At 62.8% G+C, this 25,428-nt stretch carries 27 protein-coding genes and 1 tRNA gene; 8 read left to right on the top strand and 20 right to left on the bottom strand.

The features are described 5' to 3' along the window. Positions 1–2: 2 nt before the first annotated feature. The 10 genes from AC1DYC_RS06395 to AC1DYC_RS06350 all read right to left on the bottom strand — a co-directional run bounded on the left by AC1DYC_RS06395 (position 3) and on the right by AC1DYC_RS06350 (position 9,258). The gene (locus AC1DYC_RS06395; protein ID WP_477305400.1) at positions 3–791 is read right to left on the bottom strand and encodes a TatD family hydrolase; all 789 of its coding nucleotides are present in this window, start codon (positions 789–791) and stop codon (positions 3–5) included. Beyond that, a complete protein-coding gene (gene metG / locus AC1DYC_RS06390; RefSeq protein WP_477404849.1) occupies positions 791–2,341 on the bottom strand; it encodes a methionine--tRNA ligase in 1,551 nt (516 codons plus the stop codon). The genes AC1DYC_RS06395 and metG overlap by 1 nt, the downstream gene beginning before the upstream one ends. Positions 2,342–2,433: 92 nt before the next feature. Next, positions 2,434–3,489 (bottom strand): DNA polymerase III subunit delta', encoded by a 1,056-nt coding sequence (locus AC1DYC_RS06385; RefSeq protein WP_477404847.1) that lies wholly within the window; start codon positions 3,487–3,489, stop codon positions 2,434–2,436. After that, positions 3,486–4,160, bottom strand: a complete 675-nt coding sequence (gene tmk / locus AC1DYC_RS06380; protein ID WP_477305394.1) for a dTMP kinase — start codon at positions 4,158–4,160, stop codon at positions 3,486–3,488. The genes AC1DYC_RS06385 and tmk overlap by 4 nt, the downstream gene beginning before the upstream one ends. Before the next feature lie 77 nt (positions 4,161–4,237). Beyond that, complete coding sequence (locus tag AC1DYC_RS06375; protein ID WP_477404845.1) at positions 4,238–5,404, bottom strand: D-alanyl-D-alanine carboxypeptidase family protein; 1,167 nt, start codon at positions 5,402–5,404, stop codon at positions 4,238–4,240. Between the two features lie 103 nt (positions 5,405–5,507). Next, positions 5,508–6,713, bottom strand: coding sequence for a septal ring lytic transglycosylase RlpA family protein (locus AC1DYC_RS06370; RefSeq protein WP_477404844.1), 1,206 nt, complete (start codon positions 6,711–6,713; stop codon positions 5,508–5,510). Positions 6,714–6,909: 196 nt separating this feature from the next. Then, positions 6,910–7,002, bottom strand: a complete 93-nt coding sequence (locus AC1DYC_RS06365) for a putative RiPP precursor (RefSeq protein WP_477404842.1) — start codon at positions 7,000–7,002, stop codon at positions 6,910–6,912. Between the two features lie 168 nt (positions 7,003–7,170). After that, positions 7,171–7,581 carry a TadE/TadG family type IV pilus assembly protein gene (locus AC1DYC_RS06360; protein WP_477404840.1) on the bottom strand — a complete coding sequence of 137 codons (411 nt, stop codon included), beginning with the start codon at positions 7,579–7,581 and terminating at the stop codon, positions 7,171–7,173. After that, the gene (locus AC1DYC_RS06355) at positions 7,571–8,011 is read right to left on the bottom strand and encodes a TadE/TadG family type IV pilus assembly protein (protein WP_477404838.1); all 441 of its coding nucleotides are present in this window, start codon (positions 8,009–8,011) and stop codon (positions 7,571–7,573) included. Before AC1DYC_RS06355 ends, AC1DYC_RS06360 begins: the two co-directional genes overlap by 11 nt. A gap of 5 nt (positions 8,012–8,016) precedes the next feature. Further along, entirely contained in the window at positions 8,017–9,258 is a 1,242-nt protein-coding gene (locus tag AC1DYC_RS06350; protein WP_477404836.1) for a pilus assembly protein TadG-related protein, read from the bottom strand. 519 nt (positions 9,259–9,777) lie between these two features. Here AC1DYC_RS06350 and AC1DYC_RS06345 point away from each other — a divergent pair. The 4 genes from AC1DYC_RS06345 (at position 9,778) to AC1DYC_RS06330 (ending at position 11,574) form a co-directional block, all read left to right on the top strand. Next, positions 9,778–10,032: a hypothetical protein gene (locus AC1DYC_RS06345; protein WP_477404834.1), complete on the top strand. Its 255-nt coding sequence runs from the start codon at positions 9,778–9,780 to the stop codon at positions 10,030–10,032. A 377-nt stretch (positions 10,033–10,409) separates the two neighbouring features. Next, positions 10,410–10,499 (top strand) — tRNA-Ser (locus AC1DYC_RS06340). 73 nt (positions 10,500–10,572) lie between these two features. Further along, complete coding sequence (locus AC1DYC_RS06335) at positions 10,573–11,019, top strand: hypothetical protein (RefSeq protein ID WP_477404832.1); 447 nt, start codon at positions 10,573–10,575, stop codon at positions 11,017–11,019. 147 nt (positions 11,020–11,166) lie between these two features. Next, entirely contained in the window at positions 11,167–11,574 is a 408-nt protein-coding gene (locus tag AC1DYC_RS06330; protein WP_181056947.1) for a DUF930 domain-containing protein, read from the top strand. A 42-nt stretch (positions 11,575–11,616) separates the two neighbouring features. Here the strand turns inward: AC1DYC_RS06330 and AC1DYC_RS06325 are convergent, their stop codons facing one another. After that, on the bottom strand, positions 11,617–11,763 hold the full coding sequence (locus tag AC1DYC_RS06325) for a hypothetical protein (RefSeq protein WP_477408338.1): 147 nt from the start codon (positions 11,761–11,763) through the stop codon (positions 11,617–11,619). Between AC1DYC_RS06325 and AC1DYC_RS06320 the strand changes: the two genes are divergently transcribed. Then, positions 11,738–12,397 carry a TerC family protein gene (locus AC1DYC_RS06320; RefSeq protein WP_181056948.1) on the top strand — a complete coding sequence of 220 codons (660 nt, stop codon included), beginning with the start codon at positions 11,738–11,740 and terminating at the stop codon, positions 12,395–12,397. The genes AC1DYC_RS06325 and AC1DYC_RS06320 overlap by 26 nt on opposite strands. A 141-nt stretch (positions 12,398–12,538) precedes the next feature. Then, positions 12,539–13,852: a 30S ribosomal protein S12 methylthiotransferase RimO gene (gene rimO, locus AC1DYC_RS06315; RefSeq protein ID WP_477404830.1), complete on the top strand. Its 1,314-nt coding sequence runs from the start codon at positions 12,539–12,541 to the stop codon at positions 13,850–13,852. A 52-nt stretch (positions 13,853–13,904) separates the two neighbouring features. Here rimO and AC1DYC_RS06310 read toward each other — a convergent pair whose 3' ends face one another. Beyond that, a complete protein-coding gene (locus AC1DYC_RS06310; protein ID WP_477404828.1) occupies positions 13,905–14,348 on the bottom strand; it encodes a hypothetical protein in 444 nt (147 codons plus the stop codon). Positions 14,349–14,585: 237 nt separating this feature from the next. On the opposite strand from AC1DYC_RS06310, the gene AC1DYC_RS06305 reads away from it, so the two are divergent. Further along, positions 14,586–15,686, top strand: coding sequence for an acyltransferase family protein (locus AC1DYC_RS06305; RefSeq protein WP_477404826.1), 1,101 nt, complete (start codon positions 14,586–14,588; stop codon positions 15,684–15,686). A gap of 45 nt (positions 15,687–15,731) precedes the next feature. Here the strand turns inward: AC1DYC_RS06305 and AC1DYC_RS06300 are convergent, their stop codons facing one another. The 8 genes from AC1DYC_RS06300 to AC1DYC_RS06265 all read right to left on the bottom strand — a co-directional run bounded on the left by AC1DYC_RS06300 (position 15,732) and on the right by AC1DYC_RS06265 (position 24,046). Beyond that, complete coding sequence (locus AC1DYC_RS06300; RefSeq protein WP_477404824.1) at positions 15,732–16,799, bottom strand: BMP family ABC transporter substrate-binding protein; 1,068 nt, start codon at positions 16,797–16,799, stop codon at positions 15,732–15,734. A gap of 48 nt (positions 16,800–16,847) precedes the next feature. Next, a complete protein-coding gene (locus tag AC1DYC_RS06295) occupies positions 16,848–17,768 on the bottom strand; it encodes an ABC transporter permease (RefSeq protein ID WP_477309416.1) in 921 nt (306 codons plus the stop codon). After that, complete coding sequence (locus AC1DYC_RS06290; RefSeq protein WP_477404822.1) at positions 17,768–18,892, bottom strand: ABC transporter permease; 1,125 nt, start codon at positions 18,890–18,892, stop codon at positions 17,768–17,770. The genes AC1DYC_RS06295 and AC1DYC_RS06290 overlap by 1 nt, the downstream gene beginning before the upstream one ends. Further along, complete coding sequence (locus AC1DYC_RS06285) at positions 18,889–20,466, bottom strand: ABC transporter ATP-binding protein (protein WP_477404820.1); 1,578 nt, start codon at positions 20,464–20,466, stop codon at positions 18,889–18,891. Before AC1DYC_RS06285 ends, AC1DYC_RS06290 begins: the two co-directional genes overlap by 4 nt. Before the next feature lie 216 nt (positions 20,467–20,682). Continuing rightward, positions 20,683–21,660, bottom strand: a complete 978-nt coding sequence (locus AC1DYC_RS06280) for a quinone oxidoreductase family protein (protein ID WP_477404819.1) — start codon at positions 21,658–21,660, stop codon at positions 20,683–20,685. A gap of 18 nt (positions 21,661–21,678) precedes the next feature. After that, positions 21,679–22,524 carry a phosphatidylcholine synthase gene (pcsA, locus tag AC1DYC_RS06275; RefSeq protein ID WP_477404817.1) on the bottom strand — a complete coding sequence of 282 codons (846 nt, stop codon included), beginning with the start codon at positions 22,522–22,524 and terminating at the stop codon, positions 21,679–21,681. Beyond that, the gene (locus tag AC1DYC_RS06270; protein WP_477404815.1) at positions 22,521–23,135 is read right to left on the bottom strand and encodes a DUF1326 domain-containing protein; all 615 of its coding nucleotides are present in this window, start codon (positions 23,133–23,135) and stop codon (positions 22,521–22,523) included. The genes pcsA and AC1DYC_RS06270 overlap by 4 nt, the downstream gene beginning before the upstream one ends. A gap of 14 nt (positions 23,136–23,149) precedes the next feature. Beyond that, complete coding sequence (locus AC1DYC_RS06265; protein ID WP_477404814.1) at positions 23,150–24,046, bottom strand: DUF2182 domain-containing protein; 897 nt, start codon at positions 24,044–24,046, stop codon at positions 23,150–23,152. A gap of 102 nt (positions 24,047–24,148) precedes the next feature. Here AC1DYC_RS06265 and AC1DYC_RS06260 point away from each other — a divergent pair, with 102 nt between their 5' ends. Beyond that, complete coding sequence (locus tag AC1DYC_RS06260; RefSeq protein ID WP_477404812.1) at positions 24,149–25,357, top strand: UbiH/UbiF family hydroxylase; 1,209 nt, start codon at positions 24,149–24,151, stop codon at positions 25,355–25,357. Positions 25,358–25,428: the final 71 nt, after the last annotated feature.

The following is a 25,428-nucleotide window of genomic DNA, read 5'->3' as shown; positions in this document are numbered from 1 at the left end:
CGTCAGAGCCCGGCGGGCCGCGGCATCTTGCCGAACAGCCGGAAGAAATTCGCCGTCGTCAGCGTCGCGATCTCGGCCTCGCCAACGCCGATGGTTTCGGCCAGCACGTTGGCCGTGTGCGCGACATAGGCCGGTTCGTTGCGCTTGCCGCGAAACGGCACCGGCGCCAGATAGGGCGCGTCGGTCTCGACCAGCAGCCGGTCATGCGGCACGTCGGCGGCAATGGTGCGTAAATCGGCAGAGTTCTTGAAGGTCAGTATGCCTGAGAAGGACACATAGCCGCCGAGCGCCACGCCCACTTCGGCCAGCCGGCGCCCCGAGGAAAAACAATGCAGGATGAAAGGGAAGGCGCCCTTCCCTGTTTCGTCTTCGAGGATCGCTGCCATGTCGTCGTCGGCGTCGCGCGAATGGATGACCAGCGGCAGGCCGGTCTCGCGCGCGGCCGCGATATGGGTGCGAAAGCCCTGCGCCTGCGCGTCGCGCGGCGCCTTGTCGTAATAGTAGTCAAGGCCGGCTTCGCCGATCGCCACCACTTTGGGATGCGCGGACAGGCGCACAAGCTCGTCAGCCGTCACATCAAGCTCTTCGCTAGCATTGTGCGGATGGGTGCCGACCGAGCAATAGACCTCGTCGAAACTCTCAGCAATCTCAAGCACTTGCTGAAACCGCTTCACGCGTGTCGAGATGGTCACCATGCGGCCAATTCCGGCGGCCTTGGCGCGGGCGACGATGGCCGCCCGCTCCTCGGCGAAGTCCGGAAAGTCGAGATGGCAATGGCTGTCGACGAGCATCAGGCGCTCGCCTCCGGCTTTTCGACGTAACGCGGAAACACCCCCTCCGGCACGGGCAACGCTGTGCCGGGCACCAGTGCATAGTCGGCGTGGACATGCGCGAACTCACGATTGTCCGCCGGCACCGCCAGCAGGTCGAGCAGCTTTGCCGCCGACCCCGGAATGTAGGGCTGGCACAGCAACGCCAAGCGCCGTACTAGCTCGGCGGTCGTCCACAGCACTGTTTCCATCCGCGCCGGATCGGTCTTCTTCAGCGCCCAGGGTGCCTGCGAGGCGAAGTAACGATCGGCCTCCGCCACCACGCCGAAGATCGCCGCCAGCGCCAGGTGGATGCCCTGCTCCGCCATCGCCTTGCGCGCCGCGCCAAGCGCTTCTACCGCCTGGTCGAGGATGGCGCTGTCGGCTTCGGTCAACTCGCCGCGTTGCGGCACCACGCCGCCGCAGTTCTTGGCGATCATCGACAGCGAGCGCTGCGCCAGATTGCCGAGGCCGTTGGCAAGGTCGGCATTGGTGCGGTTGACGATGGCTTCATGGCTGTAGCTGCCGTCCTGGCCGAACGGCACCTCGCGCAGGAAGAAATAGCGCACCTGGTCGAGGCCGTAATGCTCGACCATGGTGAAGGGGTCGACGACATTGCCGACCGACTTCGACATTTTCTCGCCGCGGTTGAACAGGAAGCCGTGCGCGAACACGCGCTTTGGCAGTTCGATGCCCGCCGACATCAGGAAAGCCGGCCAATAGACTGCATGAAAGCGGACGATGTCCTTGCCGATGATGTGCGTGGCCGGCCAGTAGCGCCATTGCTCGGCCTTGGTGTCGGGATAGCCGGCGGCGGTGATGTAGTTGGTCAAGGCGTCGACCCAGACATACATCACATGCTTGTCATCGCCCGGCACCGGCACGCCCCAATTAAACGTCGTGCGCGAGACCGAGATATCCTTGAGGCCGGATTTGACGAAGCTCATCACCTCATTTCGGCGCTCGGCCGGACCGACGAAATCGGGCTGGTTTTCGTACAGCGCAAGCAATTTGTCCTGATAGGCGGAAAGCCGGAAGAAGTAGCTTTCTTCCTCATTCCATTCGACCGGCGAGCCAAGCGGTTCGCGCCGCACGCCGTCGTCGCCGAGCGTGGTTTCGCTCTCTTCGAAATAGGCTTCCTGGCGGACCGAATACCAGCCGCTGTAGCGGTCGAGATAGATGTCGCCATTGGCGGCCATCGCCTTCCAGATCGCCTGGCAGGACGCGTAGTGGCGCGGTTCCGTCGTGCGGATGTAGTCATCATTCGAGCCGCCCAGGACCTCTGTCATGGAACGGAAGATCGCCGAGTTGCGGTCGGCAAGCGCGAGAGGCGTTATGCCTTCCTTCTCGGCTGTCTGCTGCATCTTGAGGCCGTGTTCGTCGGTGCCGGTCAGGAAGAACACGTCCTTGCCGTCGAGACGCTGGAAGCGGGCCAGTGCGTCGGTGGCAATGACCGTATAGGCGTGGCCGATATGAGGCTTGCCGTTCGGATAGAAAATCGGCGTCGTGATGTAGAATGTGTCGCGTGACATGAATGAACCGTCATGAATGTCCGAATTGAATGTGAGGCGGTGGATATCGCATCGAGACGGCGATTGCCATCCCGACCCGAGGCCGGATCCGGTCACATTCGCATTGCGGAATTCAGGCGGTCGATCATGGTCAAGGCGTGCTGCTTCTTGTCGAGATTGTAGGTGTCCGTCTCAGATATAGCGTTCAGCGCCTCGTGCCAAGTGTCGGAGAGCGTTTTCGCCCGCTTGAGGTCGCCGGCCAGTGCCGCGTCGCTGGCGCCCGCCGAGAGCAGATCGAGCGCGCGGCGGTTGAAGATGTCGAACTGGATCGCCTGGTCGCGGCCGGCGACCGCCTCGGCAAGGCGATAGGCGCCGGCGACGTCGCTCTTGCCTGCCGTCACCAGGGCGTCGAGCGTGCCGGCGATCTCCAGCCCGCCATATTGGGTCAGAAGGATCGCATTGCGGGCGCTGCCCCCTGCCCGTTCGGCCAGCGCCGCGCGCGCCGCCGGATCGGCCGGTGGCGGCGGCTCGACGGTTTCCAGAACGCGCATCAGGCTGCCTGCGTCGAGCGGCGTCAGCCGCACCATCTGGCAGCGCGAACGGATCGTCGGCAACAGGCTGCCCGGCGCATGGACGATGAGGATGAACAGCGTGCGGGCCGGCGGCTCCTCGAGATTTTTCAGCAAGGCATTGGCGGCGTTGGTGTTCATGTCGTCGGCCGGATCGACGATCACCACCCGGTAGCTGCCGTCATGCGAGGTGAGCGACAGGAAGCGGTTGACCTTGCGGATCTCATCGACGGTGACAACCGTCTTGAAGCTCTTAGTCTTGTCGTTCAGCGGCCGGGTCAGATGCAGCACGCCGGGATGCGCTCCGGTGGCGATCTGGCGAAACAGTGGCGACGCAGGATCGGGAACGGCAAACACGTCCGGCGCTGTTTCGAAGGCCGGATGCTTCAACAGATGATGCGCCAGGTGAAAGGCCAGCGTTGCCTTGCCGATGCCGACCGGTCCGGCAAAGATCAGCGCATGTGGCAGCTTTCCCGAGCGGTAGGCGGCGGCGAGCATCGCGGCCGCCTGCTCATGGCCGACCAGGCGCAGCGTTTCGGACGGCTCCGGCACGCCGTCCAGCGTGTCGTGCTGTTCGGGGGCAATGCGTTCGAAGATCATGCGGGCGCCGCCTGTCTGTTGCGCGCGGGCGCCCTCGCCTCGAGTGCGGCGAAGACCGCCGCGGTGACGACGTCCTCCACCGTGGCGGGATCGGCTGAGGCATCGATGACGATGCAGCGATCCGGCTCGGCGGCGGCGATCGCCAGAAAAGCGTCGCGGCGGCGCTGATGGATGTCCAGCGTCTCCTTTTCGAAGCGGTCCGGACCGTCGCCGGCGCCACGCCGCGCGGTGGCGCGCCGCAAGCCTTCGGCGGGATCTATGTCGAGGATCAGCGTCATGTCTGGCATCATGCCGTTGATGGCGACCTCTTCCAGCGCTTCCATGAATTCGGGATCGAGGCCGCCGGTGACGCCCTGATAGACACGGGACGAATCCAGGAAACGGTCGCACAGCACGATGGAGCCGCGCTCCACCGCCGGCCTAATGACCTGCTCGACATGGTCGGAACGCGCGGCGGCGAAAAGCAGCGCCTCCATTTTCGGCCCGAATGGCTCGGCGGCGCCGGACAGGAGCACATGCCTGACCGCCTCGGCGCCGGGTGACCCCCCGGGTTCGCGAGTAAGGAGCACATCGTACTTCTTGGCGCGCATCTTCCTGGCCAGCCGCTCGATCTGCGTCGACTTGCCGGCGCCCTCGCCGCCTTCGAAGGTGATGAAAAATCCGCGCGCCAACCGAAAGGCCTTCTGTCCTGCTTTGCGCTGACGTCATAGTCCGGACCTTGTCAAAGGTCCACGATTCTAACGCTGCTCTAACGCAACCAGCCGACGGCCAGTTCCCTGGCGGCGTCGAAGGCGCGTTGCGGCAGCGTACCGACGCCGACCGGTTCGGCGGCGAACAGCGGCGTCTCCTGGCTCAGCGTGTCGCCGATCCAGACGCGCAGCACACCGACGGGCTGGCCCTCCTCCACCGGCGCCGATACCGGCCCCTGATAGACGATCTTGGCGGTCAGCTTGTCGCGGTTGGCGATCGGCAGCAGCACGTTGATGGGCGCCTTTGCCTTCAGCGCCACGCCGGATTTGGCGCCGCCGAACACCTGCGCCTCGCCGACCACTTCATTGCTGGCGAAAATCTCGGTCTTCTCGAAGGACCGGACACCCCATTCGAGCAGTTTTCGCGCTTCCTCGGCGCGCTCGCGATCGTTCGCCAATCCGCTCATCGCAGCGATCACCCGCGTGCCGTCATGGCTGACCGAGCCGACGATGCCGAACCCGCCCGCCTCACTTGAACCGACCGCCAGCCCGTCGGCGCCGATGCCCATGGCCAGCAACGGGTTGCGGTTCCTTTGCGAAATCTTGTTCCAGGTGAAATCGGCCCGGCCGTAGTAGAGGTAGAGATCGGGATATTCGCGCCACATATGCAGGCCGAGCTGCGCCAATTCGCGCACCGTCGTCTGCTGACCGTCGGCCGGCAGGCCGGTCGAATTGACGAATGTCGATTTCACCAGCCCGATCTGGCGGGCGCGATCATTCATCTGCGCGGCGAAATTCTCTTCCGAGCCCGCCATGCCCTCGGCCAGCACCATGCAGCCGTCATTGGCGGCTTGTATGGTGACGCCCTGGATCAGGTCCTCGACCCGGACCGCCGATTTGAGCTTGGCGAACATGGTCGACGTTCCCGACGGGGCGCCACCCTTGCGCCAGGCGTTCTCCGAGACCACGAAGGTGTCGTCGAGGGTCATGCGCTTCGACTTGAGGGCGTTGAAAACCATCTCCATGGTCATCAGCTTGGCCATCGAGGCTGGCGGGATCGGTTGGTCGGCATCCTTGGAAAACAGCACCGTGCCGGTTTCGGCATCGATCATGAAAGCCTGCGTGGCCTTGGTCTCAAAAAGCTGCGCGTTGGCCGGAACCAGTGCGGCCAACAAAAGGCCAAGACCCAAAAGCCCGGCAAAAGGGTGGACAAGGCGAAATCGCATGAGGTGCTCGACCCGTTGGCCTGCAGGAAACGTGCCGCAAGGCTATCAGGCTTCTTCCCGGCGGATCAACCGCGCAATGGGAAAACCGGCACGCCGTTGTTGATCAGTCGCGCACGGCCAGTGCGTCCGGCGCGCCATGCGACCACGCCGCGCGCAGGAGGTCGTCGACATTGCCGTGGCCGTCCGGATAGAGATTGACCGCGTACCAGTCATTGCCGTCGAGTTCGGTGCTCTGGATTTCGGTTCTGCCGAAGGGTTTGAGAGCATCGGCCACCCGCTTTGCCTCGCCGGCATCGTCGAAGGAGCCGGCGGCGACATAATCGGACGTTGCCGGTGCGGCCTGTGGATTGGATTTTTTCCACGATTGCAGGATGTCGGCCGGCGACATGCCCTGGTCGTCCAGTGCGGCAAAGACGTCGGCGCGCTGCACGCGTTCATCCGCATAGGACAGCGAGGCCACGGTAAAAGGTGACTCGGGCCGCTGAGGCACGATCGGCCCGAATTCGGGCAGCGTGATGTCGCCGAAAGCCGGCGCCTGCACCGACATTACGGGCTGCGCCTCGGTGCCGGAATTGGTCAACTGGCCGGGGAACGGCACGGCGGCGGCGCCGACCGGCAGGCTTGGCGACGGTCCGTTCATGGCAACCATCACGCCGGTCGGCAAACCGTCCGACGGGTCCGGTATGCGGTTGCCTGGATGGTAGGACGCCATCAGATACTGGTCGTCGTCGCCGTCGAGCGGCGCGCGGCCGACATATTCGACCTTGACCTTGGCGGTGCCGACCTTGGCGTAGTCGAGCATCTGCGCGGCACGCTCGGAGACGTCGATGATGCGGCCTTCATGGTACGGGCCGCGGTCGTTGACGCGCACGATAACCGAACTGCCGGTTTCGAGGTTGGTGACGCGGGCATAGCTCGGCAGCGGCATGGTCGGATGCGCCGCCGTCAGATGCGTCATGTCATAGACTTCACCATTGGCGGTGAGACGACCGTGGAAGGCGTCGCCATACCAGGAGGCCAGACCGACCTTGGCGTAGCGTTTCTCTTCCTTGGGATAATACCATTTGCCGCGCACCTGATAGGGCTTACCCAGCTGGTCGCGGCCGCCGCCGCGCCGCATGTATTGGACGCGCGGGCTGGCCTTCACGCCATACTCGGTCTCGGCAAAATATTCCTTGGAACGAGGCTTGCGGGTGTCGACCATGGCCTTGGGCTGCGGCGACGCGCAGGCCGCCAGCAACGCAGCCGAAAGAGCGCACAAGACCAAAGCAGGAGCGCGACGAAGACGCCGATGCGTCGTGGTCTGCATGTTTTCTGATGTCCCCTACCGTGTCGACACAGGCACCGCTTTTAGAATCTCGGCGGAGCCAAAGCAGCAATGCCTGCGACGCGCCAATCCCCATCCCCTTGTGCGCAGGAATTGCTTATCAGCGTATTAATCGATTGTGTCCGGAACCGGGCAGGATTGTGGCGGCAGTGCCATCACACCGGTGCCGGCGTATCCGTCATTTCGGCTCGATGGACCCGATTTCCTGCGCTGTCACCTGCGACAGCCGCTGGCGCTTTGTCAGGGTCGGCTTCTCGTAGGTCTTTTTCATCGTCTCCCCCTTTGCTCTTATGTTAGCAAACGCAGATTGGCCGGTGCTTCGCCGCATTGTCAATGTTGGCGGCAGAATGAGCGGGTCCGCTGCCATGTTTCGGCAGATATCGGCAGCCGATAACCCTGCGCTGTTGACGGTCTTTGCGGCGCGCACCGGCGGTTATCCTTAGTTGGCAACCAGCGGCACGGTGACGGTTGTCGAGTAATTGATGGGGTATTGGTCGAAATACGGGAAGGCGATGACGAAGGCATAGCTGGCGGTCAGATGCGCCATCTTGAAGCCGCCGCTGGCAGGGTCGGTCGCGATCGTCACAACGACGTTTTTCAGACCCATGTTCACCAATTTCTGCGTAGCGATGGCCTGGATGTCGCTCTGCGTCAACGTGTTGTTCAGCTGCAAGGCACGGGACGATGTTTCCAGCGTATAGCGGACGGTCGACACGGCATTCATGGCCCAGCCGAAGGCGAAGATTCCGAACAGGAGCATCACCAGGAAAGGCGCGATCAGGGCGAATTCCAGCCCCGCTGCGCCGGAGCAGCCACGGCACCATCTGGACCCGATCCTTTCAGCGGACACGGATCACCTGCTGATGACTGATCGCTCGCGGGTCCGGGAAGACACCGAAGTTGAATGGGGGCACCCAGGTGCCCGTCGCGCTTATCTGGACGAAGATGGTCGGCAGCTTCGCTCCGCCGCAGATGGTGGTCGCATCCACAACCGTGGTGCCGCACATATAGGAGCGGACCAGCACGACCGCGGCGTCATCGGGCTTGTTGTTCCAGCTCGAAAGCGCGACCGCCTGCGTTCCTGTGTCATTGGACGCGCCGGCCATCACGAGATTGGCCGCGGTTTTGACGCCGGCGCGCATCTGCAGGTAACTCGTCACATAGGACCAGCCGTCGGCGATGCCGAAGCAGACGAGGCACAGGACGGGCAGCACCATGGCAAATTCCACGGCAGCTACCCCGGATCTGTCCCCGACAATGCGCAAGGTCCGCCCGCCCATCCCCGCTACTCGACGAGCTGAACGGACTGCGTCGCCGGAATGTCGTCAATTCCGAGGTCGGTGCAGTCCTGCTTGATGGTCGTACTGCCGGACCACTGGATGGTGTCGGCGACGACCTGGGTGCAGCCGCCGCTCCCGGAGAAGTTGCCGAGGTAGTTGACCTGCTGCCGGGGGAAATAGATGGCGCCGGTCAACAGCGAGTTCGCGGTGCCATTGAAGGTGCTCTGCGCCGCAGTCCCCGTCCTGTCGCCATAGAACAGCACGCCGGAATAGGCTCCGGAGGTCGGCGCGCTCAGCGTCACCGTGGCGTTGCCGTTCATGCTGACGGTGTTGCTGCCGGCCATGAAGATGGTTACTCCGCTGCCCGCGACGACCGCGTTGGCGTTGACCTTCATAGCGCCCTGCACGACATAGACGCCGGGCTGCAGGGTGACATTGCCGCTAAGGCTCATGCCGCTGCAGTACGTGCCAGGCTGGAGTGTTTGCGAGTTTTTGTTGCCGTTGACATTCTTGCACGGGTTGCCGCCGGTGGGCGTCGGCAGATCGGCGTAGGGATCGGCTGCCGGCAACGCCTGGGTGATGTTGGACTTGCAGACCGTGGTTGGTGGAACGTTCAGCACCATGCCGCCGACCGTGATCAGACAGTCGGCCTTTATCGTCGCCGACCCTTGCGTCTTTATGGCGTCCGAGGCAATCGAGTCCGACATGACCGAGCAGCCCGTGAGGTTGACGGTGGTGTTGCCGGAAAAGAGCGCGGCCTGGGCGGCCGACGGGCTGAGCGCCAGCACGCAGGCTTTCGAGGCGTCGGTGATGAGCGCCACGGCCCTCGCCTGTTCGGGAACCGGCGTGTTGTTGAAGATCGCCGTGAAGTAGCGATCGAGGTTCTGCTTGACGATGACCTCCACCGCCTTCTTCGCGGTGTTCGGGCCGGACAATGGCGGCGTGTTGACCTCGATCGTGCCCGGCGTGGCAAAATTGTTCGACGTCGCCGACTGCGTGGCGGCAGCGATGATGGTCGGATTGTCGGAACCTGCGACTTTCTCGAGCGCACCAGCATAGGCTGCGGCATCGGCGACAGCCTGCAACTTGAGGCTGCTGTAATACCAGAAGGATGTCTCGACACCGAGGCCGGCGCCGCCGACCACGACCGGCAAGGTGACGGCAAAGGTGACGGCAACGTTACCGCCCATGGCGCGCCTTAGGCGCCCCGAGGCAAGCCTGATCTGGCTGAAAGCATTGAATGCCATGGATTATTAGAGATCATGAATAGATAAACGAATGATAAAAAACTCCATTCCTATTCGACGCAGTCCGGCGGCTTGGGCACAAATTGTTGCGACCGAGCCTCATGCTCCCCGCCAGCGTCATGTGCTGCGAAGCCTAATGCCAGGCTATAATGCCAGGCATCAGGCCGATGCAGCGGAGCAAGGGGTGACATTGCGCTTCAAGCCGCCATACGCAGCGATCGAACAGGCAAGTGCCTGGCAACCGTCCTTCCAAGAGCGTTTGGAAATTCAAAAAAAGAACAATGATTTCAATTCGTTGGAGGGATGGCCGAGCGGTTTAAGGCGCCGGTCTTGAAACGTGGCGAACGCCATCCCGACTGATCTTTGACGGTCCCGAATAGCTCGGTTTTCCGGGCTTTTTCTTTGCCCTCACACGCGCTCTGTCCTGCCCCGTCCCTGCCCTTCCCTTGGCGTGTCCGGTGCCAATTGCGGTGCCAACCCTTTCCTGCGACTATCGGGAAGGGTGTGAAGGGTGTTGCGATGTGGTTGAATCTCACGAGGACCAATGGCAGGCGAGTCCTGGTCAACAGTGATCAGATCTACAGGATTGAGCCTCGCACGTCCGGCGCCGGGGCGACGCTCCACTTCGCGGTCGCGCCAGATGCCGGGACAAAGAAGTCGGTCATTGTGACGGAGACGTTTGAAATCGTCGCTGCCATGCTGTTCAGCAGGCTGAATGGGCATGCCACCGCAGCGGAAAAAGTGCCAAGTTTGAAACTTTCAGCGCCTAAATGAAAACCCCTATATGCAGGTGCGCTTCAATTTGAAGCCCGCCACCATGAGGCAGCGGGCCTTACAACCTTTTAGGATCAGTAGTGGTCGGGTCGCTCGTCGTCACCTTCGTCTAGCGGCTCGCCCTCTCGCCCTGCCCGCGCGTCTGGTGGTCGAGCTCTGCCCGCGCCGGCATGCGAACCCGTCTGTCACGCTGAACATTTATGCGCACTTGTTGCCCTAGACAGCAGGAAGGCGCCGCCGCGGTGGTTGACGCAGCCCTCAATGCCGCTTTACAGGAATGAAGCGCGAACCGGTCGGGAACGCCCTCGGTGCCAATCCGGCGCCGCCGCTCAGAACCGACCGACAGCGATGACCCTAAGTGATTGAAAAATCACGACGGAGGGATGGCCGAGCGGTTTAAGGCACCGGTCTTGAAAACCGGCGTGGGTGCAAGCCCACCGTGGGTTCGAATCCCACTCCCTCCGCCAATTACCTTGCCGCGAGAGCTTCGAGCGGCGCTTGCCGGGAAGTTCCTGTAGGCAACTTCCAAGGAGGCAAACCATGTGGATGCCACTCCGGATCAAAGAGGCAGTGGACATTGCCAGAAGCCGGCGCGCTATCAGGCGCATCGACCGCGCTTACGATGTCGAATTGGCAAAGGCCAAAACGGCCAACGACCGCGAGAATGCTGAAAACAGTCGTCACCGGGAAACGTCGTTACACGTTGACGCGATCGAGGCGATCAAAACGCGGAGGCTCCTGCGCAAAGCGAATAGCCTTGACGTTCCTTATGAATATCCGAGCGAGGCCAGCTCCATTTGGGAACGGTCGCCCCAGCTGCACACCTGGCACCTGACGACGATCGGTTATTCCGAAGTTCGAAAAGCGATCCGGCTGGAGCGCAGAGACCGGCGTGAATCCGCCATTACGTGGGCTGGCGTGATCATCGGGATCATCGGCTCTCTCACCGGACTGCTGTCTGTCTGGCTGTCTGCGCGAGGGCCGTAACGCGACGTCGTTTTGTCTTGGTTCTCACAGCTCCATCCGGAAGATTACGTCTTCAACGTCGCACTGTTGCGCGCCGTTTCTGGTTTCAATTGCCAGCCTGGCCGGGCGCGGCCGGATCGGCACTCCGGTTGATTTTTCACCCGAAATATGCTGGTTCTCCCGCCCATGAAAAAACTATTCCTTGCGGCCCTGGCGTCGGTGACGCTGGCCTGGCCGGCCCACGCGATGGACGCCGCCTTGCGCGCCGGCCTGCTGAAACTCGATCCGCAGACCCGGCTGGAACAGCGATGCGACGCCGAGGTTCTCGACCGCATCAGCCATGACGACCACAAGTACAAGGCCGACCGCGTCGTCGCCTACGCCTTCGCCACGCCGGAAATGAAAGCCGATGCCATTCGCAGCCCGGGCGCGGCCTTCCGCAGCAAGGGGCAATGGTACCGGCTGAAGTTCAAATGCGAGACGGCGCCGGACCATATGGAGGTCCTGCAGTTCCGTTACCGCATCGGCGACGAGATCCCGGAAGCCGACTGGGCGAAGTACAATCTCTACGACTGAATTTTCCAAAACCAAAGTTCTCTCTGGCAGAACGAGCTTTCGCTATTCCTGTGGTTTTTTGGCCTTGCCCGTAGCGTTCTCTTGACGCGCGGGAACCATACACGTTAGGGCGTCGACATATCCGACGACGAACACGCGGCGAACAAAAAGGGGCCTCCGGTCGATGGACATTTTCAGCGCCGCAAGCATGACAGCCCTCCTCCAGGTCATCGCCATCGATCTGGTGCTTGCCGGCGACAACGCCATCGTCATTGGCCTTGCCGCAGCGGGCCTGCCGGTCGAGCAGCGCAAGAAGGCCATCCTCATCGGCGTGCTGGCGGCAACGGTGCTGCGCATCCTGTTTGCCGCCGTCACCGTCAAGCTGCTGGCAATCGTCGGCCTGCTGCTGGCCGGCGGCATCCTTTTGTTGTGGGTGTGCTGGAAGATGTGGCGCGAGCTGCGCACGTCCCATGCCGACGAGCAGGAGGCGACCGAGGCGCTGGCCAATGCCGATCTCGACGGCGACAAGACGGTGGCGACCGGCAAGGCGCGCAAGACGCTCGGCCAGGCAGCGCTGCAGATCGTCGTCGCCGACGTCTCGATGTCGCTCGACAATGTGCTGGCGGTCGCCGGTGCGGCGCGCGATCATTTTCCCGTGCTGGTCATCGGCCTCGTGCTGTCGATCGCCCTGATGGGCCTCGCCGCGAGCTTTATTGCAAGGCTGCTGCATCGCTACCGCTGGATCGCCTATGTCGGCCTGCTGATCATCCTCTATGTCGCGCTCGACATGGTCTATCGCGGCGTGGTCGAGGTCTGGCCGCATGTCAGTCCCGTGGTGAGCTGACGCCGCCGGTCAGATAGGTTCTGTAGCAGCCCGGGCGCCTGCCTGAAGCTGCGGTCGCGTTCGCCGCAACCGCTGCCCATACCAATGCCACAATAAGTGTGGTACTGGGCCGCCGATCCCGAAAAACCCGGAAGTTGCTTTATGTCTGCCCCTCGCGTCAGTTTCGTCAGCCTTGGATGCCCGAAGGCCCTTGTGGATTCCGAGCGCATCATCACGCGCCTGCGCGCCGAAGGCTATGAGATCGCGCGCAAGCATGACGGCGCCGACCTTGTCGTCGTCAACACCTGCGGGTTCCTCGATTCGGCGCGCGATGAGTCACTCAACGCCATCGGTTCGGCGCTTTCGGAAAACGGTAGGGTGATCGTCACCGGCTGCCTCGGCGCCGAGCCCGACGTCATCCGTGAAAAGCACCCCAACGTGCTCGCCATCACCGGACCGCAGGCCTATGAGAGCGTGATGGCGGCCGTGCATGAGGCGGCCCCGCCGAGCCACGATCCCTATATCGACCTTTTGCCGCCGCAAGGCGTGAAGCTGACGCCGCGCCACTACGCCTATCTCAAGATTTCGGAAGGGTGCAACAACCGCTGCACCTTCTGCATCATTCCTGCGCTGCGCGGCGACCTGGTCTCACGGCCGGCCGCCGATGTGCTGCGCGAGGCCGAGAAACTGGCCAAGGCCGGCGTCAAGGAATTGCTCGTCATCTCGCAGGATACCAGCGCCTACGGCATCGACATCAAGTACCAGACGTCGATGTTCGGCGACCGCGAGGTGCGGGCGAAATTCCTCGATTTGTCGGAAGAACTCGGCAAGCTCGGCATCTGGGTGCGCATGCACTATGTCTACCCCTACCCGCATGTCGCCGATGTCATTCCGCTGATGGCGGACGGAAAAATCCTTCCCTATCTCGACATCCCCTTCCAGCACGCCTCGCCGCAGGTGCTGAAGAACATGCGTCGGCCCGCCCATGGCGAAAAGACGCTGGAGCGCATTCGCGGCTGGCGCGAGGTGTGCCCGGACCTCGCCATACGCTCGACCTTCATCGTCGGCTTCCCCGGCGAGACGGAGGAGGATTTCCAGATGCTGCTCGACTGGCTGGACGAGGCCAGGATCGACCGCGCCGGCTGCTTCAAATACGAGCCGGTCCGGGGCGCCCGCTCCAACGATCTCGGCCTGGAACAGGTGCCGCAAGAGATCAAGGAAGCGCGCTGGCATCGCTTCATGCAGCGCCAGCAGAAGATTTCGGCGACGCAGTTGGCCAAGAAGGTCGGCAAGCGCCTGCCGGTGCTGATCGACGAGGCGCATGGCACGTCGGCCAAGGGTCGCACCAAATACGACGCGCCCGAAATCGACGGTTCGGTGCACATCCAGTCGCGCCGTCCGCTGCGCCAAGGCGACATCGTCACCGTCAAGATCGACCGCGCCGACGCTTACGATCTCTATGGTTCAGCGGTCTAGAAAGCCGCCAAAAGGGCGCCGTTACGGCGCCCTCGTTTTTGGCAGCATTTCGTCAGAGCTTCACGGACTCCATTGCGGACAAGGACCGGTCGATCGCCTGATTGAGGGTCTTGTCCAGCCGCGTGCCAGCCGAGCCAGCCGCGACTACGGACAGCCGTGCAGCAAATCCCAGATGATAATCCACGAACCATTCGGGATGCGGCTCGGGCTCCGGAATCGGCGGCCACCACGGCGGAAGCTTCGGGTGCTTCGGTCGCGTCGGGCACCAATCATCGAGGTCGCTCATCAACGCCTTCGCATCGAGCCCGCCTCGCTCGGCGGACCAGGCGGAGCGGACGAATTCGTCCGCGATCGCTGCGCCCAGTTCGTGAGGCGGGAGCGGTTGAGGATTGAGTGCGACTTGCGCAAGTCGCCATTGTGGTCCGTGCGGGAAGACGTCGTAAATGGCTGGAATACGTTTGCCGATGATGGCTAAGAGTTTTTTGTTCAATTGCATAAGACATTCTCCTGCTCAAATTAGTAACGTCGGCCGATTTCGTCAGGCCGCAAGATAAGCATGAAAGTAAAAATCGACCTCGTCTGTGAAGGGGGTCACGGAACCGTGTTGCAGACAATTGAGTCCGGTCGGATGCTTCTGCCGCCATTTACCAAATTTCGCGATATTTGCCGCTGTTTACCCTGTTTCGTCGCGATCTGCGTTATGGTTTCCCGACCGTAAACGCCGAGACTTCACATGGATGCCAGACCTGCCCGGCAGGATCATATCGCGACGCTGGACCTGTTGAGGTTGGCGGCGGCGCTGGCTGTGGTGTTCTTCCATTATTTCTTTCGCGGCGCAGCTGCCGAGGGCGCTCTCGCCGAGGGTTATCCGGCTGTGGCGCCGTTCGCGCTCTACGGCTATCTCGGCGTCAACCTGTTCTTCCTGATCAGCGGTTTCGTCATTGCCTGGTCGGCGGAAGGCCGCGCCTGGCAAGAGTTTGCCATCGCACGCTTCGTGCGCCTCTACCCCGGCTACCTCCTGTGCATGACCATCACCTTCGTCATCGTCATGGCTTTCGGCGCGCCGCTGTTTTCAACCTCGCTCGGTCAATACACTGCCAATCTGTCGATGTTCGCGCCGGCGCTCGGCCAGCCCTTCATGGACGGCGTCTACTGGTCGATCCTGCTCGAACTGGTGTTCTACGGGTGGGTGACGCTCGGTCTGCTCGGCGGCGTTTTCCAGAAATGGAAGCTCGGGCTGATCTTCGTCTGGCTGGCGATTGCGGCGTCGAACGAGTTCTTCATCGAAAGCCGCGCGATCAGGCTGCTGTTCATCACCGAGTTCGGTCCCTTCTTCGCTGCCGGCGTGCTCGTCCACCACATCCATGCGCATGGCCGCTCGCTGGCAGCCCTGCTGCTGCTTGGCGCTGCCTTCCTTCTGTCCTGCAGCACGTTGTCGGTGACGCAGCAGTGGATGCTGAATGAATACGGCATCGCCGTTTCGCAGCCGCATCTGGTGATCGCCAACGTCGTCATGCATTCGCTGCTGATCGGCGCGATCCTGCTGCGCAGCTATGTCGTGCCGTCGGCGCTTACGCTGGCGCTGGGCGGGCTGACCTATCCGCTTTATCTCCTGCACCAGAAAGTCGGCTACATCGCGATCAATGCCGCCGCACCTTGGATCGGCAAATGGGCTGCAGCCTTAGGCTGCGTCGCGCTCATGGTTCTGATTTCCTGGGCGATCTGGAAGTATTTCGAACGGCCAGCCCAGCGTAGGATCAAGAGCTGGCTCAGCCGCACGCTCGATGCCGCGCTGGCGCGGTTTCGCGGCACGCGTGCGCAGCTCGCTGAATGAAAAAGGGCGCCATACGGCGCCCTTTTGTTTTGTGGTTTCCGCTGCTTACTGCGGCAGCTTGTCGTCGACGCCCTTCACATAGAAGTTCATGCCGAGCAGCGTGCCGTCGTCGGCGACTTCGCCGTCTTTGAGCCACGGCGTGCCGTCCTGCTTGGCGACCGGACCGGTGAAGGGGTTCCATCCCTCGGCGATCTTCTTGGCGGTGGCCTCGGCCATGGCCTTCACATCGTCCGGCATGTTGGTGAAGGGCGCGAGCTTCACGGCGCCATCCTTGATGCCCAGCCAGACATTGTCAGGCTTCCAGGTGCCGTCCAGAGCCGCCTGCACGCGGCTGATGTAGTACGGACCCCATTCGTCGGTCAGCGAAGTCAGCTGCGCGTTCGGGGCGAACTTGATCATGTCGGAGGACTGGCCGAAGCCGTGCAACTTGCGCTCCTCGGCAACCTGCAAGGCAGCGGTGGAATCGGTGTGCTGGACGATGATGTCGGCGCCCTGGTCGAACAGCGCCTTGGCGGCGTCGGCTTCCTTGCCCGGATCGAACCAGGAGTTCACCCACACGATCTTGGCCTTGAAGTTCGGGTTGACCGACTGCGCGCCGAGCATGAAGGAGTTGATGCCCATCACCACTTCGGGGATCGGGAAGGAAACAATGTAGCCGGCGACGCCAGCCTTCGATTCCTTGGCGGCGATCTGGCCAAGCACATAGCGGCCCTCATAGAAGCGCGCATTGTAGATGCCGAGGTTGTCACCGGTCTTGTAGCCGGTGGCGTGTTCGAACATCACCTTCGGGAATTTCTTGGCGACCTTCACTTCCGGATCCATGAAGCCGAAGGAGGTGCCGAAGATGATCTTACAGCCTTCACGCGCCAGACGCTCGAAAGCGCGGTCGGCGTCGGGGCCTTCCGAGACATTTTCGAGATAGGCGGTTTCGACCTTGTCGCCGAGCGCCTTCTCCACCTCGAGGCGGCCCTGGTCGTGCTGGTAGGAATAGCCGAAATCGCCGATCGGGCCGGTGTAGACCCAGCACGCCTTCAGCTTGTCGGCGGCCTGCGCCGACGCAGCCAATGACATGGCGGCGGTTGTGGTCATCAACGCAATAAGTAGTTTTTTCATTGTGTTACCTCTCTGAGTTTAGCCTTGGAGCTTCCCGTTTTTTTGTTGTCAACGATCCGGAACGAATGGCTGCCCCAAGGAAGCCGGCGTGTTCATCATCGTCAGACGCTTGTTGCGCGAGATTAGAACGAGAACCACGACGGTTGCCAGATAGGGCAGAGAAGAAAGCAGCTGCGAAGGCACTGGAATGCCAAAAGCCTGTGCATGAAGCTGGCCGATCCAGACCGCGCCGAAGATGTAGGCGCCGGCCAGCACCCGCCACGGCCGCCAGGAGGCGAAGACGACCAGCGCCAGCGCGATCCAGCCGCGGCCGGCGGTCATGTTCTCCACCCATTGCGGGGTATAGACCAGCGACAGGTGGCCGCCGGCAAGACCGGCGCAGGCGCCGCCGAAAATGACCGAGAGATAGCGGTAGCGGATGACCTTGATGCCGAGCGCGTGCGCCGACGTGTGGCTGTCGCCGATCGAGCGGAGGGTCAGCCCGGTGCGGGTCTTGAACAGGAACCACATGACGGCGGCGGTGAGCGCGATCGAGATGTAGAAGATCGGATCCTGGCCGAACAGCAGCCTGCCAACCACCGGAATGTCGGTCAGCACCGGAATGTACAGATTTGGCAGTCTTTCGCCGGGCTGGCCGACAAAGCTGGTCCCCATCATGCCGGAGAGGCCGAGGCCAAGCAGCGTCAGCGACAGGCCGGTCGCCACCTGATTGGTGGCGAGCGACAGCGTCATCACCGCAAACAGCAGCGAGAACACCGCGCCCATGGCGATTGCCGCGAGCAGGCCGATCCAGGGCGATCCCGTGAGGTAGCCGGCGCCAAAGCCGCCGACGGCGCCCATGATCATCATGCCTTCGACGCCGAGGTTGAGCACGCCGGAGCGCTCGACCACCAGTTCGCCGATGGCCGCGATCAAAAGCGGCGTCGCCGCAGTCGCAATGGTCAAAAGGATGTTGACGGTGATGTCCATCAGCGGGCTTCCTTCAACTTCGGCGCAGCATCGAGTTTTGCAGCGCCCTTCGCCAGCGCCATGCTGACGAGGCGAATGCGGTAGTGAATGAGGGTGTCGCAACCGAGCACGAAGAACAAAAGCATGCCCTGGAACACACGCGCCACCTTGTCGGAGATGCCCAGCGCGCTTTGCACCGCCTCGCCGCCGAGATAGGTCAGCGCCAGCACTAGGCCGGCGGCGACGATGCCGAGCGGATTGAGCCGGCCAAGGAATGCCACGATGATGGCGGTGAAGCCGTAGCCGGGCGAAATGACCGGCTGGAGCTGGCCGATGGCGCCCGAGACTTCCGAAATGCCTGCAAGTCCGGCCAGCGCCCCCGACAGCAGGAAGGCAAAGAAGACCATGCGGTTGAGGCCGAAGCCGGCAAAGCGCCCTGCCCGCGGGCTGGAGCCGAGCACGCGAACCTCAAAACCCTTGAGCAGGCGGCTCATCAGCACCCAGATCAGTACGGCGGCGACAAGCGAGAAGACAAAACCCCAGTTGGCGCGGCCGGCATCCGGCATCAACTCCGGCAGGACAGCCGAGTCGTTGAACTGGATCGTCTGCGGGAAGCCATGGCCCTGCGGATCGCGCCAGGGGCCACGCACCAGCCAGTCGAGAAAGAGCTGGGCGACATAGACCAGCATCAGGCTGGTCAGGATCTCGTTGGTGCCGAAGCGCGTCTTTAAGAGAGCCGGGATTGCCGCGTAGGCGGCGCCGCCGACCATGCCGAACAACAGCATCAGCGGCAGCACAAGCGGGCCTTCGAAGCCGGGGAACAGCACCGGGATGGCCGAGCCGAAAATGCCGCCGAGGATGAACTGGCCTTCGGCGCCGATGTTCCAGATGTTGGCCTTGTAGCAGACCGACAGGCCGACGGCGATCAGGATCAGCGGCGCGGCCTTGATCGCCAGCTCATGCAGCTGCCAGACCTGGCTGATCGGTTCGATGAAGTAGATTTCGAATGCATTCAATGGGTTGACGCCGAGCAGCGCGAACAGAATCGCGCCGGCAATCATCGTCAGGCCGAAGGCGATGAAGGGCGACAGCGCTGAAAACAGCATCGAGCGCTGCGGGCGTTTGACGAGTTCGAGGCGCATCATGCGGTCTCCAGAACATGTTCGGCGTGGCCGGGCTCGGCGCCGCCCATCAACAGGCCGATCTTTTCGAACGTGGCGTCGGCGATCGGCAGCGGTTTCGACAATTCGCCATTGTGCATGACGGCGATCGCGTCCGAGATTTCGAACAGCTCGTCGAGGTCCTGGCTGATGACCAGCACCGCCGAACCGCTGCGCGCCAGTTCGATCAGAGCCTGGCGGATATGGGCGGCAGCACCGGCGTCAACGCCCCAGGTCGGCTGGTTGACCACCATGACAGCAGGGCTGCGGTCGAGTTCGCGGCCGACGATGAATTTCTGCAGATTGCCGCCGGAAAGGGCTGCGGCTTCCGGATCGGGCGCACTCTTGCGCACGTCCATCGCCACGATGATGCGTTGGGCGGCGGCATAGACTGCACCGCTTTTGACTGCGCCGCCGGTGCCGACAAAGACCTTGCCATCAGTGGCATGGCGCGACAGGAGCAGATTTTCCGAAAGTTTCATGCGCGGCGCCGCGCCATGGCCGAGGCGTTCTTCCGGCACGAAGGCAGCGCCCATCAGCCGCCGGCCGGTGATCGAGAGCGCTCCGGCATCCTTGCCACGAATGCGAACCGAAGCGGCGTCCTGCTGCAACACCTCGCCGGAGACGGATTCGAAGAACTCGCCCTGGCCATTGCCGGCGACACCGGCGATGCCGATCACCTCGCCGGCGCGTACATTGAGGTTGATGTTCTTCAGCGGGATCGAGAACGGCGTTGCCGGCTTGCGGCTAAGCGCGCGGATCTCGAGGAGCGGCACGGCGGTCTCGATGCCTTCGGCCGGCGCGCGCACCACGGCTTTCACCTCGTTGCCGACCATCATCCGAGCCAGCGACGAAGCTGTCTCCTCGCGTGGGTTGCAATGGCCGACGACCTTGCCGTGACGCAACACCGTGGCGCGGTCGCAGATGCGTTTGACCTCTTCCAGCCGGTGCGAAATGTAGAGGATGGATTTCCCCTCCGAGCGCAGGCGCTCCAGCGTCTCGAACAGCTTGTCGGCTTCCTGCGGTGTCAGCACCGAGGTCGGCTCGTCGAGGATGATGAGCTGCGGCGTCTGCAAAAGGCAGCGGATGATCTCGATGCGCTGGCGTTCGCCGACCGAGAGATCGCCGACCAGCGAGTCCGGATCGAGCGGCAGGCCGTAGCTGAAGGAAAGCGCCCTCGCCTTGGCGGCGATCGAGCTGATCGGCGAGCCATCATCCAGCGACAGTGCAATGTTCTCGGCCGCGGTCAGCGCCTCGAACAGCGAAAAGTGCTGGAACACCATGCCGATGCCGAGCTTCTTCGCCATGCCTGGGCTGGTGATCCGCACCGCCTCGCCGTTCCAGAATATCTCGCCGGAATTGGGCTCCAGCGAACCGAACAGCATCTTGACCAGCGTCGACTTGCCGGCGCCATTTTCGCCGAGCAACGCGTGGATCTCGCCTTTGGCGATGTTGAGGTCGATATGATCGCACGCAGTCAGCGTGCCGAATATCTTGGTCAGGCCACGAACCTCAAGCAGGTTCGCTCCATCATGATCTGCACTCACAGTGCCTCCCATCCGGTTTCCGGATATGTTCTGTGTTCCCGCCAGCATGGTATGCGCTGGCTGCTCTCGTGCGAAAGCAGCACCCACCTTGAAAGAGCTTCAAGAATTTCAGCGGAAACTCAAGGGGTAAAGATAAGCCTGTTTCACGCAAGAAAGTATCCGGCCGGTTCCTCGTGCAAACAGCGCCCGGCGCCGCGGCAAAGCGCTGAAAAACTGGGCAGATTCCCCTCAGGGGACCAGAATGGTTGTGCCCGTCGTCTTGCGCGCTTCGAGATCGGCCTGCGCCTTGCCGGCATCCTTCAGGGCATAGCGCTGGTTGATCTGGATCTTGACCGCGCCGCTCAGCACCACGTCGAACAGTGCTGCGGCGGAGATTTCGAGGTCCTCGCGCTTGGCGTTGTAGACGAACAGCGTCGGCCTGGTGACGAACAGCGAGCCCTTCTGCGCCAGCAGCGACATCGAAAATGGCGGGATAGGCCCCGAGGACTGCCCGAAAGCGACGAACATGCCGAGCGGCCTCAAGCAATCGAGCGAGGCGGGGAATGTGTCGTTGCCGACCGAATCGTAGACGACGTCGCATTTTTTGCCGCCGGTGATTGCGGCGACGCCGGCGACGAAATCCTGCTCCTTGTAGTTGATGACATGGTCGAAGCCATGCGCCTTGGCGAGTTCGATCTTGTCAGTCGAGCTTGCCGTGCCGATGACGGTCGCGCCGAGATGTTTTGCCCATTGCCCCAGGATCAGGCCGACACCGCCGGCGGCGGCGTGGAACAGGATGGTGTCGCCCGCTTTCACCTTGAACGTGCGGCGCAGCAGATACTCCGCCGTCATGCCTTTCAGCATCATGCCGGCGGCCTGCTCGTCGCTAATGCCGTCCGGCACCTTGACCACGCGGTCGGCGGCGACGACGCGCTCTTCGGCATAGGCGCCGACATTGACGGCATAGGCGATGCGATCGCCGGGCTTCAGCCAGTCGACGCCAGTACCAACCGCCAGCACGACGCCGGCCGCTTCGCCGCCCGGGATCAGCGGGAAGCCGCCGGGTGGCGGATAAAGGCCGGTGCGATGATAGACATCGATGAAATTGAGGCCGATCGCAGTGTGCCTGACCAGGATCTGCCCTGCGCCGGGCTGCCCCGGATCGGCATCCTCATAGGTCAGGACTTCCGGACCGCCATGGGCGTGGATACGGATCGCTTTGGACATTTTTGGGCTTTCCTGCGGTCAGGCTTTCTTGCTGTCGGTCGCTTTGGTCGGCGGCTTGGCGCCGAGCTTGGGGAAGAACTGCATGATACCGCCGATGCAGGCGAGGTAAAGCCCGGTGACGGTGATGCCGACCTTGGTGAAGACGCTGACCTGTTCGCCGAGTACGCCGATCTGGTCGTAGAAAGCGGCAAGCGCCGCCTGCGCCAGCGCCAGCGCGCCGAAAGCGCACCACAGCAGCGTCATGCCGAGGTTGATTGGCCGCAGCCGCACCACCCGCACCGGGTGGATGAAGTTGATCGGCACGAAGGTGAGAATGCCGGCCGCAACGACGACGCCGAAGGACACCCACTGTCCGGGCTCGATGACGAACAGTGTGAACACCACCATGTTCCAGACCACCGGAAAACCCTTGAAGAAGTTCTCCTTCGTCTTCATGCCGGTGTCGGCATAGTAGATGGCGCTGGAGACGACGATGATGGCCGCCGACAGGAACGACAGCCGCTCCCCCATGAAGCCGCGCTGGTAAAGCGCGAAGGCAGGGATCAGCACATAGGTGACATAGTCGATGATGTTGTCGAGGAGTTCGCCCGACCAGGTCGGCAGGATCTCCTTGACCTCGAGCTTGCGCGCGATCGGCCCGTCGATGCCGTCGACGAACAGCGCCAGACCCAGCCACCAGAACATCGCCGTCCAGCGCTCTTCGCTCGCCGCCACCAGCGACAGGAAGGCCAGGAACGAGCCCGACGCGGTCAGGAGATGGACCGAGAAGGCGCGCGCCTGCGGCCATGTCACTTTCTTCTTCGGGCGCGGAATCCGGTCGGTGATTTTCTCGGCGATTTGCCTGGCCCTTGTGTTCTTGCTCACGGGCCCCGCCAATCCAGCTTGCAGATTTCGGCCGAGCGGCCGGCAAAGTTCCAGTTGCGACCGAAAGCCCGCATCTTGCTCTTGTCAGACCTGGCCACGATGATCTCCGGCGCGATCCAGTATTCCGAGTTGCTGATCACGGTATCCTTCTCGCGATCCTTGCCGGGAATCGGTGTCACCGCCCCGTCGATGATCTTCGGTATCTGGAAAACACGCGTCTTGTCACGCGTCTCGTAGGTGATCGGCACCTGCTCGACGCCGAGGAACTTGCCGACAAGGATGGACAGCAGCGCGGTTGTTCCGCCAGCCTTGCCGGAGAAGATCTTCGTCAGCGCCTTCACCGCATAGACCGAGGCGCGCTTGTCGATGAACAGGCCGGCGGTCCAGTTACCGCGGCTCATATAGCCGGGGATTTCCATGACCAGTCCGAGATTGAGGCCGGACAGGTCGACCTCGCCGAAATGGCCGGCATCGATGCGAAAACCCGCCCATGTCTGGCAATAGCCTTCGGTTGGCGGATGGCTGCCAAGCGACAGCACGCAAGGGCAAAAAACCGTGCAATTGCAGGAGAGTACGAGCTCTCCTTTCATTGCCCAGCCTTGCTCTGCCATGGAATTTTCCCCCCTCATGCCGAGACTACTAGCAGGGCGACTGCCCAGACAAGCAGTATCGCACCGGCCACTCGGGTTGGAAGCCTGCCGGTGGTCTGTTTTTCGATCAGGGTGAACAGGCCGATCAGAGCCATCCAGAACACGTTCATGGTGCCGACCGCAAACATCACCAGCATCAGCGCCCAGCAGCAGCCGAGGCACCACAGCCCCTGCTCCAGCCCGAGCCGGAAGATACGGCTGGGCTTGGCGCTCCAGTTGGAAAACAGGGTAGCGAAGGGATTCCGGCATTTTGTCAGGCAGGCCTGCTTGAGGCTGCTGAACTGGTAGAGGCCAGCAACGAGCAGCGCGAGAGCTGCGGCAAAGCCGGCCACCGGATCGAGCAATCGCCCGGATGACGCAAACGCGTGGACTGCCAGGGTCAGCATTGCGAAACCGACCGAGGCGACGAGCCATGTGCAGAGGTAGCCCGAAACCAGGATGAGCGGATGGGCCACCGGTTCGCCCTTGATGCGGGCGGTGTCGGCGATTTCGCAATAGGTGCGGATCATCGGCGCTGCGGACGGCAACATCGTCGCCACGGCCATCATGAACCACATCGCGATCAGCGCCAGAAACTGTGCGCCGCTGCCGCCGTCGAGCGGTGCGGGTGTCAGGCACAGGCCGAAGAAGCGGTCGAGAAAATCCGGCAGCGGCAGTTGCGGCAGATAGCGCAGGACCACATCACCCGGTGCGCCGGCGCCGGGAAGCCGGCTTTCAGCGCCGCGGATCGCCATGGCGCCGAGAATGAACCAGGCAAGCAGAATGCTGCCGCCGATGGCGATGTTGACCGTCAGGCGCGGATTGCGGGCAAGGCTTGCCGTGGCGCGGCCGGCCCGGTCGAGATGGCTGAAATCGTCCTGTTGGCCGGTCATGGCAATCGAATGAGCCTAATCGCCGCGTTGATCAAGCCGCATGGTCTGACCTATATCCATGGATAGACAGGATGGACCTGCATCGCAAACCGGAAGTCCAATTTGGATCATCGTGAGACAGCACGGATACTGGTTGCCGGCAGCGGCCCTGCCGGGCTGATCGCGGCGCTCGGTTTTGCCGGGGCGGGATTTCCCGTGACGCTCGTCGGACCCGAGGCGGCCGGCCCCGATGGCCGGACCACGGCGCTGATGAACCCTGCCCTCAAGATTCTCGATCGGCTGGGCGTGCTGGCCGAGATCAGGCCAAAGGCAGCACCCCTGAAGGTCATGCGCATCGTCGATGCCACAAGGCGGCTGATCCGCAGCCCGGTGGTCACCTTTCGCGCCACGGAGATCGGCGAGGAACAGTTCGGGCTCAATTTGCCGAACAGCGCGCTCAATCCGGCGCTGGCCAGGGCCGTCACCGTGCATTCCGGCATCGAATGGCTGAAGTCGATGGTCGAAAGCTGGCGTCTGGACGCCGACCAGGCCCATGCCGTTCTGACCGATGGCCGCGAAGTGTCTGCCTCGCTGGCGGTTGCCGCCGATGGGCGCCTGTCGCCGGCGCGTGAGGCGGCGGGCATAGCGGCCTCGGTGCGGTCCTATCCGCAAGCAGCACTTGTGCTGAATTTCGGCCATCGCAGCGAACACGGCTTCACCTCGACCGAATTCCACACCGAAACCGGTCCGTTCACCCAGGTGCCACTGCCCGGCAACCGCTCCAGCCTTGTCTGGGTGGTGAAACCGGAAACGGCCAAGGACCTTGCCGCGCTCGACGACGTGACACTTTCCGAGCGTGTCGAACAGCAGATGCAGTCGATGCTGGGCCGGGTATCGGTCGAACCCGGCCGGCAGATCTACCCGCTTTCGGCGGCTTCGCCAGGGCGCTTCGCGCAGAACCGGGTGGCGCTGGTTGGTGAGGCCGCGCATGTGTTTCCGCCGATCGGCGCACAAGGTCTCAATCTCGGTATCAGGGACATCGACGATCTGATTGGAATCGCTGGGGAAAATCGCGGCGATCCAGGTGCTGCAAGGGCGCTCGCCGCTTATGATTCGAGGCGCCGTCCCGACATTCTGGCGCGCAGCGGCGCGGTCAACCTGCTCAACATGTCGCTGTTGTCCGACATGCTGCCGGCGCAGATGGCGCGCAGCGCCGGGCTCAACGTGCTCGGCAGTTTCGCGCCATTGCGCGCCTTCTTCATGCGCGAGGGGTTGCGGCCGGGCAGCGGCTTTGCCGCGCTCACCGGCCTAGGGAAACAGATCCGGCGGTAGTATGCCGTGGCCGATCATGTAGAGCAGCCCGGTCAGACATTTTTGCCCCGGCCCGAAACCGTTGACCCGGG

The sequence above is a fragment of the Mesorhizobium sp. P2_E7 genome (assembly GCF_056403855.1).
This window is presented reverse-complemented; position numbering and strand designations above follow the sequence as displayed.